At 72.7% G+C, this 19,583-nt stretch carries 20 protein-coding genes and 1 riboswitch; of the genes, 6 read left to right on the forward strand and 14 right to left on the reverse strand.

Features of this window, described 5'->3' with window-relative positions; genetic code table 11:
* Positions 1-70: 70 nt before the first annotated feature.
* Entirely contained in the window at positions 71-1,165 is a 1,095-nt protein-coding gene (locus tag ABZ924_RS12570; RefSeq protein ID WP_361907430.1) for an ROK family transcriptional regulator, read from the reverse strand.
* Between the two features lie 56 nt (positions 1,166-1,221).
* On the opposite strand from ABZ924_RS12570, the gene ABZ924_RS12575 reads away from it, so the two are divergent.
* Together ABZ924_RS12575 and ABZ924_RS12580 are read left to right on the forward strand one after the other, a co-directional pair.
* A complete protein-coding gene (locus ABZ924_RS12575; RefSeq protein ID WP_361907432.1) occupies positions 1,222-2,346 on the forward strand; it encodes a Gfo/Idh/MocA family oxidoreductase in 1,125 nt (374 codons plus the stop codon).
* Positions 2,347-2,458: 112 nt separating this feature from the next.
* Positions 2,459-3,646: an ALF repeat-containing protein gene (locus tag ABZ924_RS12580; protein ID WP_361907434.1), complete on the forward strand. Its 1,188-nt coding sequence runs from the start codon at positions 2,459-2,461 to the stop codon at positions 3,644-3,646.
* Between the two features lie 95 nt (positions 3,647-3,741).
* Here the strand turns inward: ABZ924_RS12580 and ABZ924_RS12585 are convergent, their stop codons facing one another.
* The 4 genes from ABZ924_RS12585 to ABZ924_RS12600 all read right to left on the reverse strand — a co-directional run bounded on the left by ABZ924_RS12585 (position 3,742) and on the right by ABZ924_RS12600 (position 6,775).
* A complete protein-coding gene (locus ABZ924_RS12585) occupies positions 3,742-4,599 on the reverse strand; it encodes a fumarylacetoacetate hydrolase family protein (RefSeq protein WP_361907436.1) in 858 nt (285 codons plus the stop codon).
* A gap of 122 nt (positions 4,600-4,721) precedes the next feature.
* The gene (locus tag ABZ924_RS12590) at positions 4,722-5,438 is read right to left on the reverse strand and encodes a YidC/Oxa1 family membrane protein insertase (RefSeq protein WP_361907438.1); all 717 of its coding nucleotides are present in this window, start codon (positions 5,436-5,438) and stop codon (positions 4,722-4,724) included.
* Positions 5,439-5,552: 114 nt separating this feature from the next.
* The gene (locus ABZ924_RS12595) at positions 5,553-5,873 is read right to left on the reverse strand and encodes a DUF6412 domain-containing protein (protein WP_361907440.1); all 321 of its coding nucleotides are present in this window, start codon (positions 5,871-5,873) and stop codon (positions 5,553-5,555) included.
* Between the two features lie 47 nt (positions 5,874-5,920).
* A complete protein-coding gene (locus tag ABZ924_RS12600; protein WP_361907442.1) occupies positions 5,921-6,775 on the reverse strand; it encodes a class E sortase in 855 nt (284 codons plus the stop codon).
* A 56-nt stretch (positions 6,776-6,831) separates the two neighbouring features.
* Between ABZ924_RS12600 and ABZ924_RS12605 the strand changes: the two genes are divergently transcribed.
* Positions 6,832-7,839, forward strand: coding sequence for an SEC-C domain-containing protein (locus ABZ924_RS12605; RefSeq protein ID WP_361907444.1), 1,008 nt, complete (start codon positions 6,832-6,834; stop codon positions 7,837-7,839).
* A gap of 22 nt (positions 7,840-7,861) precedes the next feature.
* Here ABZ924_RS12605 and ABZ924_RS12610 read toward each other — a convergent pair whose 3' ends face one another.
* The 3 genes from ABZ924_RS12610 to ABZ924_RS12620 all read right to left on the reverse strand — a co-directional run bounded on the left by ABZ924_RS12610 (position 7,862) and on the right by ABZ924_RS12620 (position 10,565).
* Positions 7,862-8,851, reverse strand: coding sequence for a YDG/SRA domain-containing protein (locus tag ABZ924_RS12610; RefSeq protein ID WP_361907446.1), 990 nt, complete (start codon positions 8,849-8,851; stop codon positions 7,862-7,864).
* A 57-nt stretch (positions 8,852-8,908) separates the two neighbouring features.
* Positions 8,909-9,961, reverse strand: a complete 1,053-nt coding sequence (locus ABZ924_RS12615) for a hypothetical protein (RefSeq protein ID WP_361907448.1) — start codon at positions 9,959-9,961, stop codon at positions 8,909-8,911.
* Positions 9,962-10,025: 64 nt separating this feature from the next.
* Positions 10,026-10,565: a GNAT family N-acetyltransferase gene (locus ABZ924_RS12620; protein WP_361907450.1), complete on the reverse strand. Its 540-nt coding sequence runs from the start codon at positions 10,563-10,565 to the stop codon at positions 10,026-10,028.
* A 156-nt stretch (positions 10,566-10,721) separates the two neighbouring features.
* Here ABZ924_RS12620 and ABZ924_RS12625 point away from each other — a divergent pair, with 156 nt between their 5' ends.
* Together ABZ924_RS12625 and ABZ924_RS12630 are read left to right on the forward strand one after the other, a co-directional pair.
* Positions 10,722-10,898 (forward strand): hypothetical protein, encoded by a 177-nt coding sequence (locus ABZ924_RS12625; RefSeq protein ID WP_361907452.1) that lies wholly within the window; start codon positions 10,722-10,724, stop codon positions 10,896-10,898.
* A gap of 43 nt (positions 10,899-10,941) precedes the next feature.
* A complete protein-coding gene (locus tag ABZ924_RS12630; protein ID WP_361907454.1) occupies positions 10,942-11,241 on the forward strand; it encodes a hypothetical protein in 300 nt (99 codons plus the stop codon).
* A 126-nt stretch (positions 11,242-11,367) separates the two neighbouring features.
* On the opposite strand, the gene ABZ924_RS12635 is transcribed toward ABZ924_RS12630, so the two are convergent.
* The 5 genes from ABZ924_RS12635 to ABZ924_RS12655 form a co-directional block, all read right to left on the reverse strand.
* The gene (locus tag ABZ924_RS12635) at positions 11,368-12,717 is read right to left on the reverse strand and encodes a DUF445 domain-containing protein (protein WP_361907456.1); all 1,350 of its coding nucleotides are present in this window, start codon (positions 12,715-12,717) and stop codon (positions 11,368-11,370) included.
* 109 nt (positions 12,718-12,826) lie between these two features.
* The gene (locus ABZ924_RS12640; protein WP_361907458.1) at positions 12,827-13,663 is read right to left on the reverse strand and encodes a DUF1707 domain-containing protein; all 837 of its coding nucleotides are present in this window, start codon (positions 13,661-13,663) and stop codon (positions 12,827-12,829) included.
* A gap of 151 nt (positions 13,664-13,814) precedes the next feature.
* Positions 13,815-14,786 carry an ATP-binding cassette domain-containing protein gene (locus tag ABZ924_RS12645; protein WP_361907460.1) on the reverse strand — a complete coding sequence of 324 codons (972 nt, stop codon included), beginning with the start codon at positions 14,784-14,786 and terminating at the stop codon, positions 13,815-13,817.
* Between the two features lie 6 nt (positions 14,787-14,792).
* A complete protein-coding gene (locus ABZ924_RS12650; protein WP_361907498.1) occupies positions 14,793-15,641 on the reverse strand; it encodes an ABC transporter permease in 849 nt (282 codons plus the stop codon).
* 103 nt (positions 15,642-15,744) lie between these two features.
* Positions 15,745-16,572 (reverse strand): ABC-2 family transporter protein, encoded by an 828-nt coding sequence (locus ABZ924_RS12655; protein WP_361907462.1) that lies wholly within the window; start codon positions 16,570-16,572, stop codon positions 15,745-15,747.
* Between the two features lie 335 nt (positions 16,573-16,907).
* Between ABZ924_RS12655 and ABZ924_RS12660 the strand changes: the two genes are divergently transcribed.
* Positions 16,908-19,142: a transglycosylase domain-containing protein gene (locus tag ABZ924_RS12660; RefSeq protein ID WP_361907500.1), complete on the forward strand. Its 2,235-nt coding sequence runs from the start codon at positions 16,908-16,910 to the stop codon at positions 19,140-19,142.
* A gap of 11 nt (positions 19,143-19,153) precedes the next feature.
* Here the strand turns inward: ABZ924_RS12660 and ABZ924_RS12665 are convergent, their stop codons facing one another.
* Entirely contained in the window at positions 19,154-19,474 is a 321-nt protein-coding gene (locus ABZ924_RS12665; RefSeq protein ID WP_361907464.1) for a multidrug efflux SMR transporter, read from the reverse strand.
* 33 nt (positions 19,475-19,507) lie between these two features.
* Positions 19,508-19,576, reverse strand: a riboswitch (guanidine-III (ykkC-III) riboswitch).
* Positions 19,577-19,583 lie beyond the last annotated feature (7 nt).

Raw genomic sequence — 19,583 nt, forward strand, 5'->3', positions numbered from 1 at the left:
GGAGGCGGAGGCGGAGGCAGAGGCAGAGGCGGAGGCGGAGGCCGCGGGGACGATGTGGGACGGGCGCCCCTCACCCCCGCCCGAACACCCGACCCAAGGCCAGTTCCGCCGCGCCCTCCGCGACGCCCGCCCGGGCCGTCGCCACCTCCGGCGGTTGGCCGCCGAGGCTGCGGGTGTGCAGGACGTGTCGGACTCCCGTCGTGAAGACCTCCGGGGCGGCGTCCACCACGCGGCCGCCGAGCCACACCCGGTCCGCGTCCAGCAGGGCGACCACGTTCGCGGCGCCCTCGCCCAGGATCCGGGCCGCCTCGGCCAGGTCCCCGCGCGCCACCGCCCCCAGGCACAGCACCTCCGCGCAGCCCCGCCCCCCGCACCTGCAGGGCGGCCCGTCCAGGCTGAGCACCTGGTGTCCGAACTCCCCCGCCGCGGACCGCTCCCCGCGGTAGATCTCGCCGTCCAGCCGGAGCCCCGCGCCCAGGCCGGTGCCGAGGTGCAGGTACACCGAGGTGCCGGAGCCCGCCCACCCGGCCCCGGTCCCGCCCGCGGCTGCGGCGCCGGCGTTGGTGTCCTTGTCCAGCAGCACCGGCGGCGCCTGCGGTCCCAGCCGGTCCGCGACGGCCTGCCGCAGCGGGAACCCCTCCCACTGCGGATACCCGGTCACCCGGCCCAGGATCCCGGCGCGCCGGTCGAGCGGACCGGGCGCGGCGACCCCCACCCCGAGCAGCGCCTGCGCTCCGCCCGCGGCGCCGCTCAGCCGGCTCACCGCCCGTACGACCTCATCCGCCACGGCGTCCGGCCCCGCGCCGAAGTCCAGCGGGCCGCGGAGCCGGTCCACGACCGTGCCCGCGAGGTCGACCCGTACCGCCCTCAGCTCGTCGCGGTCGGCATGGACGCCGACCGCGTACCCGGCCTGCGCGGCCAGCCGGATCAGCGTGCGCGGCTTGCCGCCGGTGGACGCCCCGCGGCCGGCCTCCGCGACGAGCCCCTCGGCCCGCAGCCGCGCCGTGATCTTGCCGACGGCCTGCGGGGTGAGTCCCGTACGGCCCGCGAGGTCGGCGCGCCCGAGGCCGGCCGGCCCGGCTTCGCGCAGCAGGCCCAGCACGAGCGCGTCGTTGTGCCCGCGCAGTGCCGGCAGGTTCACGCCGCTTCCGTTGCTCCAGTCCACCGGCCCATTCTCCACCTTCCTTGCACTTAGGAAACGCTGTTGCCAAAGTGGAGGGCATGAACGCCGCCCCCATCTCCACCCCCGCCCCCGCCCGCGTCACCCCCTCCCGCCCCACCGGCCCCCTCCGCGTGGGCGTCGTCGGCTACGGCCTCGCCGGCTCCGTCTTCCACGCGCCCCTGGTCTCCGCCACCGACGGCCTGGTCCTCGACACCGTCGTCACCTCCGACCCCGGCCGCCAGGACCAGGTCCGCGAGGCCTACCCGGACGTGCGGATCGCCGCCTCCGCCCAGGAGCTGTGGGACCGCAGCCCGGCCCTCGACCTGATCGTCGTCGCCTCCCCCAACAGGACCCACGTGCCCCTCGCCACGGCCGCCCTGGAGGCCGGCATCCCGGTCGTCGTGGACAAGCCGCTCGCTGCGACCGCCGCCGAGGCCCGCGAACTCGCCGACCTCGCCGAGCGGACCGGCACCTTCCTGTCCGTGTTCCAGAACCGCCGCTGGGACAACGACTTCCTCACCCTGCGCCGCCTCCTCGCCGACGGCGAGCTCGGCGAGGTCCAGCGCTTCGAGTCCCGCTTCGAGCGCTGGCGCCCGCAGCTCAAGGGCGGCTGGCGCGAGTCCGGGGCGCCGGAGGAGATCGGCGGCCTGCTCTACGACCTCGGCAGCCACGTCGTGGACCAGGCTCTCGTGCTGTTCGGCCCGGCCGTACGGGTGTACGCGGAGACCGACGTACGCCGCCCGGGCGCCGAGGCCGACGACGACACCTTCATCGCCGTCACGCACGCGGGCGGCGTCCGCTCCCACCTCTACGTGAGCGCGACCACGGCGCAGCTCGGCCCCCGCTTCCGCGTGCTCGGCTCGCGGGCCGGCTGGGTGAAGTACGGGCTCGACCCGCAGGAGGCCGCCCTGCGCGAGGGCCACCGGCCGGGGGACGGCACGCCGTGGGGCGAGGAGCCCGAGCACATGTGGGGCCGGCTGGGCTCCGGCGAGTCCCCGCTGACCGGCGGCGGGACACCGGTGGCGACGGCGGCGGGCGACTACCCGGCGTACTACGCGGCGGTGGCGGCCGCGCTGCGCGAGGGCGGGCCCGCCCCGGTCACCGCGCGGGAGGCGGCGCAGTGCCTGGAGGTGCTGGAGGCCGCGCGGATCTCGTCCCGGGACGGGGTGACGGTGGAGCTGTGACCCGGAGCCACGACCCGGCTCCGCTCCGCCCGCTTTTCGTACAAGTCATAGCAATCAGCGCTTTGCCTCGCACGGACGATCTATCCTTCACAGACTGTTGATCATCAGACGCGTGAAGAATGGACCCGCCGTGAAGCTGCCCAGGATCGCATCGGCCGTCGCCGCGGCCGCGATGGCCCCGGCCGTCCTGCTCGCCTCGCCGGCGTTCGCCGCGCCGGCGGCCGTGGACCGGCCGGCCGCTCCGACCGTCCCCGACACGGACCCGACCGGGGGCGGGCAGACCGCGGACAAGCCGGACGAGGACCCGCAGGCCGCCAAGGACCGGACCGCCATCCAGGCCATCCTGGCGGACCCGGCGAGCGGGCCCGGCGTACGCGAGGCCGCGGAGAAGGCCCTGAAGGGAACGGCCGCGGACATGCGGACGTTCCTGGAGGTCGAGTGGGCGAAGCAGCAGTTCGAGGACGACCTGGTGCGGGTCGCGCAGATCGAGACGGCCGGCGGCCCGGCCGTGAAGAAGGCCGCCGCAGCCGCCCTCCACACGGGCACCCGCGAGGCGATCACCGCGTTCCTCAAGGAGGGGCAGCACGCGGCCCGCTTCGAGGACGACAAGGTCGAGCTGGCGCGCATGCTGCCCGGCGCCGGCAAGGGGATCACCGAGGCGGTCAACAAGCTGCTGAGCAGCGGGACGCGCGAGCAGGTGCGCGAGTTCGTCCAGACCGGACAGCACACGGTGCGCGCCGAGGACGACCGGGTCCTGCTGCTGGGCATGTTGAAGGACGCCGGGCCGGGCCTGAAGGACGGGATCGTCAAGCTCCTGGAGAAGAACCCGACCCCGGAGGAGCTGCGGACGTTCGTGACGAAGACGCAAGCCGAGCTGCGCGACGGCGACAACACCGCCGCGATCCGGGCGATGCTGGCGGGCGCGGGCCCGGAGCTGAAGAAGGCGGCGACCGCAGCGCTGGGCGGCACGGCCGCGGACCGGGCCGAGTTCCTGAAGACCGGGCAGCACACCGCCCGCGCCAAGGACAAGGAGGCGCAGGGCGGCAAGGACGGGTCCGCCGGCAAGGGCGGCGACACGAGCGGCTCGGCGAAGCCCTCCCCGGAGGCCGGATCCGGATCCGGTTCGGGCTCCGGCGGCGCAACCACGAAGGCGACCCCGGCGGGCGGGTCCGGCCCGCTCGCCAGCACCGGCGCCAACGCGGGGGTCGCGGTGACGGCGGGCGCGGGCGCGGCGGCGCTGGGCGCGGGGGCCGGGCTCCTCTACGCCGGCCGCCGTCGCCGCGCGGCGACGCGGGGCTGACGGGCTGGCTCACGGGCGGGGGCCGTACCGGACGCCGGCACGGCCCCTCCCCCCACCGCGTTACGCGTTACGCGTCACGCGTCACGCGTCACGCGTCACGCGTTCTTGAACTCCTGCCGCTGCCGTCCCAGCCGCTCGATCTCCAGCTCGACGACGTCCCCGGCCCGCAGGTACGGCTTCGGCTCCGGCTGGCCCATGGCCACGCCGGCCGGGGTGCCGGTGACGATGACGTCGCCCGGGTGGAGCGTCATGAACTGGCTCAGGTACCGCACGACCTCGCCGACCGGGAAGATCTGGTCGGAGGTGTTGCCGTCCTGCTTGAGCTCACCGTTGACCCACAGCTTCACGCCGAGGACCTGCGGGTCCTCGATCTCGTCGGCCGTCACGAGCCACGGGCCCAGCGGGGTGAACGTCTCGCAGTTCTTGCCCTTGTCCCAGGTGCCGCCGCGCTCGATCTGGAACTCGCGCTCCGAGACGTCGTTGACCAGCGCGTAGCCGCCGACGTGGGCGAGGCCCTCCTCGGCGGAGGACAGGTAGCGGGCCGTGCTGCCGATGACGACGCCGAGCTCGGCCTCCCAGTCGGTCTTGACGCTGCCGCGCGGGATCAGGACGGTGTCGTCCGGTCCGACCACGGTGTCGGCGGCCTTGAGGAACAGGATCGGCTCGGCCGGAGGCTCCGCGCCGATCTCGGCGGCGTGGCCGAAGTAGTTCAGGCCGATGCCCACGATCTTGCCGATGCGGCCGATCGGCGCGCCGATCCGCAGCCCCTCGGCGTCGAGCGCCGGGATCTCACCGGATACCGCCGCGTCCCGTACCCGGGACAGCACGGAGTCGTCGGCGAGCAGGGCGCCGTCCACATCCGTGATCAGGCCGGACAGGTCACGCAGGGTCCCGTCCTGGTCGAGCAGCGCGGGGCGCTCGGCGCCGGCCGGTCCGACACGCAGCAGTTTCATGGGCGTTCTCCCGTGGTCGAGGGTGGTCGGCCCATGGGCATGCCCCGGGCCGGACGATGGGTTGCGGCCATCGGAGGATTGGCCGATCCTCCAAGATGCCCACCCAATCCGCAAGACCCTGTTCACAGACTGGAACGCTCGAGTCCGCCGGCCGCCGCCTCGCGCCCCTCGGCCCGCTCCTTGCGGTACTGCAGCCAGGCCCGCTCGGCGACGGACCAGGCGGTGGTGGTCACCAGGTAGAGGCCTGCGGCGAGCGGCACCACGGCGGCCGTGATCAGCGTCCCGAACGACAGCAGGGGCAGTACGCCGCCCACCTTCCGCAGCACCTCCTGCTGCTCGGCACTCAGCGCGGCGGCGGCAGCGGAGCCGGAGGCCGCGGCGCCGACAGCAGCAGGGGCAGCGGCACGAGCAGGAGCGGCCGCTGCAGCCACCGCAGCCGCGGCGGCGGCCCGCCGCCCGCGCACCGCGCTCCAGGCGGCAACCACGGCTATGGCGGCGAACAGCCCGAGGAACACCAGCCCCTGTGCCCCGAAGACACCACCGGCCCCCAGGGCATCGGCCCACCGGGAGCCCAGCGGCGCCCCGAGCAGGCGGTGGTCCAGCAGCTCTGCGGACGAGGTGAAGGCCCGGTACATGAGGAAGAACACCGGCAGCTGGAGCAGCACCGGCAGGCAGCCGGCCACCGGGGTGGCCCCCTTGAAGGCCGCCCGGTTCAGCGGGTGCAGGGCGAGCCGTACGAGCACGGTGAACAGCACGATCGCGGCAGCGGTCGCGGATGAGGCCAGCACCGGCTCCAGGAACCGGCCCAGCTCAACAACAAGACGGGTGAAAACGGACACGCGGGCCCTCCGAGGGGTCTCGTCGAACGTCGAAAGAAATGCGTTTCGGCGGTGCGACGACCCGCGAGGGGCACGACAGCGAGAAGAGAGGAAGAGCTACAGAGCTACGCGCCCCTACGCGGCCGTCGGAACGAGACGGCCGGGCGCCCTCGGCCGCGACCGGCCCGAGGCATCGGGATCACGCTGCGGCAGGAACGCCGTGCGCTGCTCGCGGTCCCGGATCGCGGTGCGTATCCGGTGCGGCGGGACGGACCGTACGAGGCAGGCGGCCAGGGCGGCGGCACCCACGGCCACGGCAGCGGCGAGCACGGCAAGGGCCACCACGACGGCAGCCGGCCCGCCCTCCCCGAGGAACAGCCCGAGCAGGCCGCCCAGCAACAGCAGCGGGGCGAGCCGAGCAGCGACGGAGGACGCAAACGCAAACCGCCCGCGCATCCGGACTACCACCCCGCCTCCCCATGATCAACTGACTCGGGTCGATCCTAACCGACCGCACTGACAACGGAGTCGGGGCGGCGCAGGGTTCCCCAGACCACCAGCCGGTACTTCGAGGTGTACTCCGGAGTGCAGGTGGTGAGCGTGATGTACGCCCCCGGCTCGCTGTACCCGTACTCCGGCCGCACCGTGCTCCGCGGCACCGGCGCGAGCACCCCCGTGTCCCGCTCGCTCGTCTCGGCCAGCGTCCTGCCGACCACGTACGTGAACCGCCGCCCCCGGACGTCGACGATCAGCTCGTCCCCGGCCCGCAGCCGGTTGATGTACCGGAACGGCTCCCCGTGGGTGTTGCGGTGCCCGGCCAGCGCGAAGTTCCCCGCCGCCCCGGGCTGCGCGGTCCCGGGATAGTGCCCGGCGTACCCCTTGTCGAGCACGGCCCGCTTGTCGACCCCCTGCGCGATCGGCACGACGACCCCGAGCCGCGGAATCCGCAGCACCCCGTACGCCCCGGAACCACCGGGGGCAGAAGCAGCAGGAAGCGAACCAGAGGAAGAAGACCCCGCCCCCGGCACCGCAGCCGAACCAGAAGGACCAGGAGAGGCGGAAGGAGAAGGAGAAACCGACGAGCCGGAGGCGACAGGGGATTCCGCAGGCGACTCAGAGCGGGAGTCGGAACGGGAATGGGACCCGGCCTGCCACTCCTCCTCCAACGCGGCGACCTGCCGGTGGGCGGAGGCCAGCGCCTGCCGGTTGGTCCACCACACCTGGTGCACCACCAGCAGCAACACCACCACACCCACCGTGACGGCCAGTTCGGCCGCGGCCCACAGCAGGCCCGCGAGACCGGCGCGGTGCGCGCCCCGACCGCCGCCCTGCACCACCACACGCATGTGATCCCGCACGGGGCGCACCTTAAGACCTCCCCCGCCAACAGACCAGCAGCAGTACGGTGTGAACCATGCGCCCCGACACGCCTGCCGAGCACATCGCCGAAGCCGAGCGCCTGATCCGCACGGCGACCCGCTACCCCGAGGACCAGGAGCCCCTGCTGCTCCAGGCCGCGGCCCATCTCGAACTGGCCGACGCCCGGGAACGCGCCAGCGCCCTGTACGACCAGCTGCTGGCCGGCGAACCGGCCAACCCGCACCTGATCAAGGCGCTGCAGGCGGCGAACCTGTGGGAGTACGGCCACGAGCCGGAGGCGCGCGCCCTCATCCAGGGCATCCGCGCCGCGGCCCCGTCGGACCCGGCGCCGTGGGAGGTGATCGCGGAGGCCCTGGAGGCCCATGACGAGCTGACCGCGTCGGAGGAGTGCTTCACCCAGGCGGCGACCCTCCTGATCACGGAGCAGGACCCCCTCACCCCGGCCACGACCGCCCTCCTGACCGGCCGGCACCGGGTGCGCCGCCTCCTGGGCCTCGCGCACGACGACTGGGACATGGTGGCCGACACCCGCCACACCGGCCCGATCCCGCTGGACGAGCTGCACGACCCCAAGCGCATCTGGGCCCTCGGCTCCGACGACCCGGCCGAGCTCCGCGCGGAGATCGCCCGCCTGCGCGCGGAGCTGGGCGACCGCCGCGCGGCCCTGTCCCGCCCGTTCCCGGTGGCGCTCCTGCACTGGCCGCAGCGGGAGCTGGCGGAACTCCTCACGAGCTACCCCACCCTTTCGGCCGAGTACCCCTCCCACGAGGCGCACCTGACCCAGATCGAGGCGTCCCTGCGCGCCCTGGCCGCCTCGGGCACGACGAACCTGGGGATCGTCACGGCGAGCGTCCCGTCGTACGAGGCCTTCGCGGCATCGGAGAAGACCTCCCCGGCCTCCCCGTCCCTCCTCCCGGAGTACGCGACGACCCTGGCGGCCCGAGGCAAGGCCACCCCCTGGCCCCCGGCCCCCAACGCCCCCTGCTGGTGCACCTCAACCAAGCCCTACGCCGAATGCCACGGCCAGACCCGCACTGCTTGACGCAGGGGTCGGCAGCCCGGGGTTATGCGCCGCCGCGGGAGCGGTGGAAGTTGTTCCACCACTCGCGCTGGTACGCGGCGTAGGCCTGGTGCAGGCCGTGGTTCTTGTGCAGCGTGAGCCGGGGGAGCGTCGTACGCGATGCGCCGTCGGGTATGCGCTCAATCACGCTCCAGTCCTCGTCGAGTGAGATCGCCCCGATGTCCAAGCGGACGTGGCAGTTGGGGCACAGACACAGGATGTTGCGCTCGACGTCCGGCCCCTTGTGGGGTGCGGCCAAGGGCTTGAGGTGTGCCCCTTGGCTGTACGGCTTGGCGTTGGCGCCGACGAGCCGTATGCCGCAGGTCTGGCACTGCCCGTCGTACAGGTCCTTGATACGGCGGGCAGCGGCGGTGTCACGGACCATGCGCTGAATCTGAGCGGTGCGGGTCTGCGGGAACTTCTCCTCGTCGGTGAACGCCACGAGGTCGGCTACCGCCCGCTCCGCCGTGGTGAGTTCATGCTGCTCGTCCTGTTCCGGGCAGCGGACGAGGATGAACTGGCAGATCTCGATCGGCTCGCCGCCCGGGCCCGGCGTCACGGAGATCGCCGTGCGGGCCTCGGTGATGCGATACAGGCCGTCGTACCGGTAGCCGTCGTTCGGCGAGTACCGTTCGTCCCCTTTGGCGCCGCGGAGGATCCGGACCGGATAACCGCGCTCGAAGCTGCGCTTCAGGGCAGCGTTGTCCGCGTAGTCCCAGCTCTGGCTCGCCAGGAGGTCCTTCGTGACGGGATGCTTCTGCGAGCCGGGAGATGCGCCTGTGTACCGGATCTCATGCCAGTTGTCGTCATCGTCGTGGTACCCGCCGTTGAGGACGATCGCGTCGGACACGTACTCTCCGTCGGCGTCCTTGAGCTTCGAAATTCCCCGCTGCGTGTCGCCGTGGAGCCGCGCATCGAAGACGTTTTGGCGCCGTCGGTGCACAGAACCGAGCTCAATTCCCTCAACATGGCCAACAACTCGCTCAGCTGTCATCACAGCAGCATAGTCAGCCCCTTTCATCTTCGATCACCCCTTTGTCACCAGCGCCAACTACAGTGGTAACTCAAGCTGTTGGTGGCCGCGGGCTGTGGCTGTGGGTGGGGTGGGGCGGGTGGTGGTCAGGGTGAGGAGGGTGCGCAGGGCCGTCAGGACTTCCGCGGGGGTGTCGCGGATCATGGACGGGGTGGCGCTGACCACCAGGATGCCGTGGGACTCCAGGCGCAGGCGGCGGCGGAGGGTGGCCTGCCAGGCGTCGCGGGTGTAGTGGTACTCCGCCGAGTCGATCTCCAGGGCCACGCCCTCGTCGGGCCAGTACGCGTCCGGGCTGGCCAGGAAGGTGCCGTCCGGGGTGTAGAGGCGGGCGTTCCACAGCGGGGTCGGCAGGTCGCCGGCCGCGGTGAGGGCGTCGCGGGCCCGGCCCTCCGCCGGGGAGCGGACGCCGGCCAGGAGTTCCGCCGCCGCGGTGCGGATCGCCGGGCGGCGCAGGAGGCGGGCGGCGCGGAGCTCGGCGTACAGGTCCTGCGGGTGGCACCAGCCGGACTGCACGACCTGGGCCAGCATCGCCCGGACCCGCTGCGGGTCCTCGGCCCGGGACGCGAAGTCGGCGGCCGCCCGGACCGGGCGGGTGCTCGGGATCCCGGCGACCGTGATGGTCTGCGGCCAGCGGGCGGTGGCCAGCGGCCGGACCTCCGGGGTGGCGGACAGCCGTCGGGGGGACCGGATCAGGACGTCGGCCGGGGTGCGCGGGGCATCGCGGATGCCGAGCAGGGCCAGGGCGGCGGCCCCGGTGAGGGCCGCGCTCTCGCCCGAGAGCGGGTCGGAGGCAGGCTCGGCGGCGTACAGGACGGCGGCCAGGGCGCGTTGGCGGTGGTCCGGGGGTCCCGTCTGGAGGAGGTAGACCCGGGGCAGGAGCCGCTGCCAGGGGCCTTCGGGCCGGGTCCGGGAGCTGATGGTGGCGTCGGGGATGCCGGCCGCGGTGAGCTGCCGCCGGGTGGCCAGGTTCAGCTGCCTGCGGGTGGCAGGGTGGAGCTGCCGCCTGGTGGCCGGCGTCTTGGCCGGGGGCGTCGTCGTCGCCGTCGGCGCGTTCGGTGTCGTTGCGATCATGCCGCCGGTATGCCCGTACGCGGCCCCTCGGATGCCGGACCCGGGGCACCCGGTGTGCGTCCCGTCAGGGCCGGGACGGGTGGGTCGGGGACAGGAAGACCACCACCGCCGTGCGGGTGCCCGGCAGGGGGGTCACCTCGCGCCAGCCCAGGCGGCGGTACGTGGCCACCGTGGCCGTCGCCAGGCGGGAGGTCAGCAGCCAGGCGCGGCCGTCCGGGGCGTCGGCCGCGATCTCCGTCAGCAGGGCCCGGCCGGTGCCGCGGCCGCGCGCGTGCGGGCGTACGGCGAGCTCGTCCACCTCCAGCGCGCCCGTCAGCAGCTCCCGTACCCGCTGCGGGCCGAGCTGTGCGGCGACCTGGGCGTAGCCGCGGTCCGCGGGGAAGGCGGCGGGGGTGAGCCAGCCCGTGGCGAAGCCGTCGATGCCGGCCGCGGACTGGACGAGGGCCGTACGGAAGCCGCGGCGCCGGGTGTCGGCCTGCAGCCGGACCCCGAAGCGGCGAATGGTTTCTTCGTCCTCGTTCCACGGCGGGGCCGAGAACACCTCGGCGTAGGTGTCGAGCAGTTCGTCCGCGAGGTCGAGGACGGTGTCTCCGTAGCAGATCATGTGTCCGGCCCCCTGCTCGCCTGCTCTCTGGTTCCGTGCCGCGAATGTATGCCCCGACCACCCCCTTCGGCGCGTATCGCACGGATCCGGCGAGTGTGCGACAAATCCCCCCACCCCGCTCCGTGTCGAGAGCCCCTCCGCCGCGTTGAGCAGCCCGTGGACAGACTGCTTCGGATGGCCGGCTGCTGCGCCCTCGCCTTCCTGCTCGTCCTGGGCGTGGTGGCACTGCTGCCGCGCGCCGTGCAGGACGCCGTACCGGATTCCGTCATCGGCGGAGCCGTGCTCGTGCTCGCGGCGGTGGGCGCCCGCCGGGTGGCCAAGCCACCCCGTTAGGGTGCATGTGGGTCCGTACATACGACGACATCAGGGAGTTGGCATGGTGCGAGTACCGAGTTCCGCAGTGGCGGCCGCCGGGCTGGTCGGCGGGTACGCCGTCGCCCGCTGGACCAAGAAGCGCCCCCTGGGCGGTGTCGTGCTCGGCGCCGCCGGGCTCGCGGCCGGACGCGAGTGGCACCGCAGCGGCGGCACCCCGGCAGCCGCAGGGCTCGGCGCGCTCTACCTGGCCGGCTTCGCGGGCGCCCACCCGCTGGCCAAGAAGGTCGGGGCGTGGCCGGCCGTCCTCGGAGCCGCGGCCGTCGTGGCCGCAGCCTCCTGGGCCGTCTCCGACCGCCATTGATCCCCCCTGCCCCCCTGTCCCCTGCCCTCCTCCTTCCCCCTTCTCCTGCGCGTCCTCGCGTCCTCGCGTCCTCGCGTCCTCGCGTCCTCGCGTCCTCGCGTCCTCGCGTCCTCGCGTCCTCGCGTCCTACGCGCCGAACGCCCGTGACACCGCGTAGATCAGCAAGCCCGCCAGGGCGCCGACCACCGTGCCGTTGATCCGGATGAACTGAAGGTCCCGCCCGATGTGGGCCTCGATCTTCCGGGACGTGTGCTCGGCGTCCCACCCGGCCACCGTCTCGGTGATCAGCGAGGTGATCTCGGCCCGGTACGTGGTCACCACGTACACCACCGCACCCTCCAGCCAGCCCTCCACCTTGGCCTGGAGCCGGCCGTCCGTGGCCAGCCGCGCCCCCAGCGACAGCAGCGAGGAGCGGGCCCGCAGGCGCAGCTCGCTGTGCTCGTCCTCCGCCGCCGCAATGATCATCGACCGGATCGCGGTCCAGGCGGAGGCGATCACGTCCTGGATCTCCTCGCGCTCCAGTATCTCGGCCTTCAGCCGCTCCACCCGGCCCCGCGTGTCGCTGTCCGACTGCAGATCGGCCGCGAAGTCCCGCAGGAACCGGTCCACCGCCCCGCGCGCCGGGTGCTCGGGCATGTCCCGCATCTCGGTCAGGAAGCGGAGCAGCTCCTTGTACACGCGCTCCCCCACCTTGCGGTCCACGAAGCGCGGGGTCCAGCCGGGCGCCCCGCCCTGCACCGCGTCCATCACCGAGTCCCCGTGCGTCACCAGCCAGTCGCGGGCCTTGGCGCACACGAGGTCGACGACCCTGCGGTGCCCGCCGTCCGCGACGACCCGCTCCAGCGTCTTGCCGATGCCCGGCGCGATCTCGGCCGTCTCGGCCCGCCGGGTGATGGCCTCCCCCACGACCGCCTGCACGTCGGAGTCCCGCAGCACGGCCAGCGCCCCGCGCAGTGCGGTGGCGACCTCGGCCGTGACCCGGTCGGCATGGGCGGGTTCGGCCAGCCAGGCGCCGAGCCGGCCGCCGATGCCGAGGGCGTGCAGCCGGGCCCGGACCACGTCCGCCGAGAGGAAGTTCTCCCCGACGAACTCCCCCAGCGAGATACCGAGCTGGTCCTTCTTGGTCGGGATGATCGCGGTGTGCGGGATGGGCAGGCCCAGCGGCCGCCGGAACAGCGCGGTGACCGCGAACCAGTCCGCGAGCGCACCGACCATGCCGGCCTCGGCGGCGGCCCGCACGTACCCGGCCCAGCTGCCGGCCCCGGCACTCTGCGCCCAGGTGGCCAGGACGTACACCACCGCGACCAGGAGCAGCAGGCCGGTGGCGGTGGTCTTCATCCGGCGCACGCCGCGCCGGCGCTCCTCGTCCGCCGCGCTGAACACGAAGCCGCCGCGGCCGGGCGGGGGCGCGGCGCCCCGGGCGGTACGGGGGCCTGCGGCCGCGCCGGGGCCTCCGGCGGTGGTGCGGTCGTCCACGTGCTCCTGCCTTCCCCCGGGCGCCGGTTTTGTCTGCATAGCATCCGACTACCCGCGGCCCCGAAGAGTTCCCGGCGCGCCGTCCCGGCCTTGCAGCCCGATACCTGCCTTACAGCTCCTTGCGCAGGTCCGGGCCCCGGTCCAGGCCCCGGTCGCGCCCGTCGCGCCTCTCTCGCCTGTCTCGCCTGTCTCGCCTCTCGTCCCGCTCGCGCCTGTCGTCCCGGTCGTCCCGGTCGTCCCGGTCGTCCCGGTCGTACTTGGAGATCTTGCGGACCTTCGAGCCCTTGGAGCCCCGGGGCTCCTTCACCACCACGCCCACCCCGCCCCAGAAGGCGAATCCCGTCACCACCACGCGCGGCGCACCCGGCGCGACCGGCGCGGCGCGGCGGTGGTCCTGGTCGAAGGCGCCCATGACGCCGATGCCCCGTACGTCGACCTCCACGCCCGGCGGCACGGTGATCTGGATGCCGCCCATGATCGCGAAGCAGTTGATCACCACCTCGCGCTCCGCGAAGTTCGCCTCGCGCAGGTCGAGCTCCCCGCCGCCCCAGAACGCCACCGCGTTGAACCGCGCCGGCACCGTCCAGATCCCCTTGCGCTGGAAGCCCGACATCACCGCCACCGCCGTGGCCGAGGACGGCGGGTACGCCCCGTTGCCGATCCGGGACGCCCAGGACCCGTCCTGCGGCGCCGCGGCCGGCACCCCGCCCGCCGCCGCACCGACGCCGACCCCGCCGCCGGCCGCCGACGCCGGCAGGTCCCGGGTCAGCGGCTCCAGCTCCGCGTACGTCCGCGACTTGTACGCCGCGTCCAGCCGCTCCTCGAATTCCTCCATGTCGAGCCGACCCTCGGCGACGGCGTCCCGCAGACGCTCCACCACCCGCTCCCGGTCGGCATCCGACGCCCTCAGTTCCGGCAACGGCTTCTGCGGCCCCTCGTCAGTCATGCGCCAAGACTATGCAGCCGGAACCCCTACGTGTACGGTCCCGGCCCCGGCAACTCCCCCGGGGCCGCCCCTGATTCATCCCTGACTCCGACCGGTCCCACAGCCCCGCCCCACAGCCCCGTCCGGCAGCCCCGGTCCCGCACCCCGCCCCTCAGCCCCGCCCCGCGTACATCCGCGCGATCACGTCCTCGATGTCCGGCTCCCGCACCGACAGGTCCAGCAGCGGATACCGCGCCGCCACCTCCGCCACCAGCGGCGCCGCCGAGGACCCGGCCGGGAACGCCAGCCACTGCCGCGCCCCCTCCACCTTCACCACCCGCGCCCCCGCCACACTGATCGCCGGAAGCTCCCGTTCCAGGTCCAGTACGAGCATCCGCTCGCTCTCCCCCACCGACCCCGCCGCATGCAGCCCGGCCAGCGCCCCGTCGTACATCAGCCGCCCGTGGTCGATCACCATCACCCGCTCGCACAGCTGCTCGATGTCCTGCAGGTCGTGCGTGGTCAGCAGCACCGTCGTGCCCAGCTCCGCGTTCAGCTGCCGCAGGAAGCCCCGCACCTTCGCCTTGCTCACCACGTCCAGCCCGATCGTCGGCTCGTCCAGGTACAGCACGTCCGGATCGTGCAGCAGCGCCGCCGCGATGTCCCCCCGCATCCGCTGCCCCAGCGACAGCTGCCGCACCGGCACGTCCAGCAGCGCCCCCAGGTCCAGCCGCTCCACGCACCGCTGCAGGTTCTCCTCGAACCGCGCCCGCGGGATCCGGTACAGCCGCCGCATCAGCCCGTAGCTGTCCTTCAGCGGAAGGTCCCACCACAACGTGGTGCGCTGCCCGAACACCACCCCGATCCGGTGCGCGAGCCGCATCCGCTCCCGCGCAGGGTCGACCCCGGCCACCCGCAGCCGGCCCCCGCTCGGCGTCAGGATCCCGGTCAGCATCTTGATCGTGGTCGACTTCCCCGCCCCGTTGGGCCCGATGTAGCCGACCACCTCGCCCCGCGCCACCTCGAAGCTGATCCCGTCCACCGCCCTGACCTGCCGCTTCTCCCGCCGCACCAGGCCCGTACGGCGCCGGACGTCGAAGACCTTCTCGACCCCGTCCACCTCGATCAACACATCCCTGCCCACCGCGGATCAGCTCCCCGTACTCCGATACGAACGAAGACCCGCGCGCCAGGCCAGCGCCGCGGGCCCGTACACCACAAGCGCCACCAGCGGGCTCAGGAACGCCACCCACCCCGGAAGCCCCAGCGGATCCTGCCGCCCCAGCACGTACAGGGCGGGCAGCCAGTTGACGAAGGACAGCGGCACGATGAACGTCACCCCGCGCAGCAGCTCCTTCGCGAAGATCGTCGGCGGGTACTGCAGCATCGTGTTGCCGCCGTACGTGAAGGAGTTCTGCACCTCCGCCGCATCCCCCGCCACGAACTGGAACGCCGCCCCCGCCAGCATCACCGCCCCGTAGATCGCCGCCCCGCCCACCACCATCACCGGCACCAGCAACACCTTCGCCGGCGTCCATGCCACGTCCAGCGCCGCCACCGCCCAGCCCAGCACGCCCAGGCCCTGCGCGACCCGGCCCAGCCGGCGCAGCGCGAACCGGTCCGCCGCGACCTGCGCGAGCACCGGCACCGGCCGCACCAGCATCGTGTCGAGCGACCCGTCGCGCACGCGGGCACCGATCCGGTCGGTATTGCCCAGCAGCAGGTCCGCGAGCCCGAGCGAGGCCGAGGAGGCCCCGTACAGCAGCGCCACCTCGGGCAGCGTGAAACCGCCCAGCACGTCCACGTGCGAGAACATCACCACGATCGCCACGAAGTCGAGGAAGGTGATCGCCGCGTTCCCCACCGCCGTCAGCACGAAGGACGTCCGGTACGCCATCGTCGACCGGATCCACATCGCCACGATCAACCCGTAGCCACGCAACCCCTCCACGGCCCGACCACCGCGCCGCACCGCCCCGGCCCCGGCGCCCGCCCCCACACCGGAGCCGGCCCCCGCCCCGGCCCCCGCCCCCACACCGGACCCCGAACGCACACCGATCCCGATCCCGATCCCGCCCCGCGCCAGGACCTCCTCCACCTCCTCAGCCACCCTGGACCACCACCTTCCGCGTAGCCGCCGCCTGCACCAACCGACCCGCCAGCAACAGCACCAGCGCCCACCCCGCCTGGAACCCCAACGCCACCGACACCCCGCCCGCCCCCGCATGCCGCCCCATCAGCACGTCCATCGGCACCTGCAGCATCGCCGCCCACGGCAGCACCCGCACCACCTCACCGAAACCACCCGGGAACACCGTCAGCGGCAGCAGCATCCCCGAGAAGAAGATCGAGGCCACGGTCGCCATCAGATTGACCCCCGCCCCGTCCATCAGCCAGAACGCCGTCAGCGCCACCAGGTAGCGCAGCGCGAAACCCACCACCAGCCCCAGCAACACCGACCCCAGGAACAGCAGCCACCGCAACGGATCCACCGGCAGCGCCAGCCGGAACACCAGCGCCCCCGCCACCAGCGGCGCCACCCCCCGCCCCACCAACTGGAACGCCGCCCGCCCCAGATCCGCAGCCAGCCACCACAACTGCAGGTCCGCAGGCCGGTACAGGTCGACCGCGATGTCACCCGTACGAATGCGCTCCTGCACCTCCTCCTGGAAGCCGCCCCCGATCAGCGCCCCCGCCGCCAGCAGCGATTGGCTCACCCACACGAACGTCAGCGCCTGCGCCTGGTCATAGCCGCCCAACCCCGGCCGCTCGTCCCACAACGCGATGTACGTGTACGCCAGGATGAAACCGAACACGGTATTGGTGAACACCCCGGCCGCGGTCGCCGTCCCGTAGGTCGCATAACGCCGGAACCCCCCTGCCGCGACCGCCGAATAGAGCCCCGCTCTTCGAGCCGTTGACCGGCGCACCGTATCCCTCCGTTTTCCCACGTCGTTCCCACGTCGGCCGAAGCCGCGTGAGCTTAGTGCGGAGGGGCGATCCACGCGACCGATTTACGCCCGTCCGACGCGGAATGAGCAGCCATCGGGTAGACAGCATGGGGTACAGATGTGGATATTTCGTACGGCCTGGAGGAGTCCCGTCGATGAGCGACCAGTCACCACCACCGGGCTGGACCCCTCGCGACCCGGACACCCCCGCCCCACCCCCGCACCCCGGCGACGAACAGGCACGCCAGGCCGCCGAAAAGACCCAACGCCGACGCAACCGCACCGGATGGCGCCGCCTCGTCCCCACCTGGCGCATGACCCTCGGCGGCATCCTCCTGCTCGCCCTGCTCATCGGCGGCGCCCTCATCGCCGGCTACCTGCTCGTCGACATCCCGCCCGCCAACTCCGCAGCCACCGCCCAGTCCAACGTCTACCTCTACTCCGACGGCTCCCAACTCGCCCGCGACGGCGAGGTCAACCGCGTCAACGTACCGCTCTCCCAGATCCCCCGAACGGTCCAGGAAGCCGTACTCGCCGCCGAAGACCGCGACTTCCACTCCGAACGCGCCGTCGACCCCAAAGCCATGCTCCGCGCCGCCTGGAACACCCTCACCGGCAAGGGCAAGCAATCCGGCTCCACCATCACCCAGCAGTACGTCAAGAACTACTACCTCGGCCAGGAACAGACCATCAAACGCAAGGTCAAGGAATTCTTCATCTCCCTCAAACTCGGACGCGAGAAATCCAAGGCCTACATCCTCGAGGGCTACCTCAACACCAGCTACTTCGGCCGCAACGCCTACGGCATCCAAGCCGCCGCCCAGGCCTACTACGGCAAGGACGTCAGCGCGCTCACCACCGCCGAAGGCGCCTACCTCGCCACCCTCCTCAACTCCCCCAGCACCTTCGACGTCGTCACCCACCCCCAAAGCCGCGACCGCGCCCTCGCCCGCTGGAACTACGTCCTCGACGGCATGGTCAAGAAGCAGTGGCTCACCCCCGCCGAACGCACCGCCACCCGCTTCCCCGAACCCGGCAAGGTCCGCGCCGCCGCCGGCCTCTCCGGCCAGCGCGGCTACCTCGTCGAAGCCGTCAAGGACTACATCACCGAACACGGCATCCTCGACGAGAAGACCCTCGCCGAAGGCGGCTACCGCATCACCACCACCATCGACCGCCGCCGCCAGGGCGCCCTCGTCGACGCAGTCAACGAAAAGATGGTCAGCAAACTCGACCCCGAAGAACGCCCGGTGGACCGCTTCGTACGGGCCGGCGGCGCCTCCATCGACCCCGGCACCGGCAAGGTCGTCGCCCTGTACGGCGGCATCGACTACACCAAGCAGTACGTCAACAACGCGACCCGGCACGACTACCAGGTGGCCTCCACCTTCAAGCCGTTCGTCTTCGCCTCCGCCGTCGAGAACGACTCCCGCACCCAGGACGGCCGCCCGATCACCCCCAACACCCTCTACAACGGCGACAACAAACGCCGCGTCACCGGCACCCGGGTCCCCTACGCCCCCGAGAACGAGGGCCAGCTCTCCTACGGCAACATCACCGTCAGCACCGCCACCGACCTCTCCGTCAACACCGTCTTCGCCCAGATGGTCGTCGACGTCGGCGTCCTCAAGGTCAAGCAGACCGCGATCGACCTCGGCATCCCGAAGGACACCCCGAACTTCGTCGCGAGCCCCGCCATGGCCCTCGGCACCATGCAGGCCAGCGTCCTCGACATGACCCAGGCCTACGCCACCCTCGCCGAGCACGGCCGCCGCACCCCGTACACCTTCCTGGAGAAGATCACCAAGGGCGGCGACACCGTCGAACTCCCCGACCGCACCCCCGAGCAGGCCGTCAGCCGCGAAGCCGCCGACACCACCACCTCCATGCTCGTCAGCGTCGTCGACAATGGCACCGGCAGCGCCGCCCTCGCCGCCGGCCGCCCCGCCGCCGGCAAGACCGGCACCGCAGAACTCGACCGCGCCGCCTGGTTCGCCGCCTACACCCCCGACCTCGTCACCGTCGTCGCGATGATGGGCCAGGACCCCGACACCGGCACCCTGGAATCCCTCTACGGAGCCCTCGGCGAAGCCCGCATCTCAGGCGGCGGCTACCCCGCCCGCATCTGGGCCACGTACACCAAGACCGCCCTCCAAGGCAGCGACCCCGTCGACTTCGACCTCGAACTCCAACCCGGCGCCGCCCCCTCACCGCCGCCCGTCGTGATCCCACCCCAGGAACCCGGCGAACCCACCGCCGAAACCACCGAAACCCCCGAAACCCCAGAGCGCCCCCACCGCCCCAACCGCCCCGGCCGCCCCAACGGCGGGCAGGACGAGGGCCAGAACCAGGGCCGACAGAACGAAGGCCAGACCGACGGCCAGACGACCGAAGGCCAGACCCCCGGCGAGACCGGGGACCAGGACGCCACCCCCGGCACCACCACGGGCGGCACCATCGCCGGCACCACCGGCGGAATCCTCGGCGGCACGACAGCGGGAACGGGCATGATCCCCCGCCCGAGCCCACCGTCCGAATACCTCGAGTAGGCCGCTGCCGGTCAATGCCCGGACGTAGCCTTCAGCCCCACCACGGCCACCAGCAGCAACACGATGAAGAAGATCCGGGAAGCGGTCACCGGCTCACCCAGCACCACCATCCCCAGCACCGCGGCCCCCGCCGCACCGATGCCCACCCACACCCCGTACGCCGTCCCGATCGGCAGCGACTTCGCCGCGTACGACAGCAGCACCATGCTCGCCACGATCCCCGCACCGGTGAACACGCTCGGCCACAGCCGCGTGAACCCCTCCGTGAACTTCATGCCGACCGACCAGCCGACCTCGAGCAGGCCGGCAACCAGAAGAAGAACCCACGCCATGACAGGCACCTCCGGACGAGAACGGAAAAACGGGGTGCGTCGTCTTGTCGTCAACCCGGTACGGCGCGTCTCGTCGGGGATCGCACCACCGTAGCAAAACCCACACAAA

This window comes from Streptomyces sp. NPDC046876 (assembly GCF_040645035.1).
Taxonomy (GTDB): domain Bacteria; phylum Actinomycetota; class Actinomycetes; order Streptomycetales; family Streptomycetaceae; genus Streptomyces.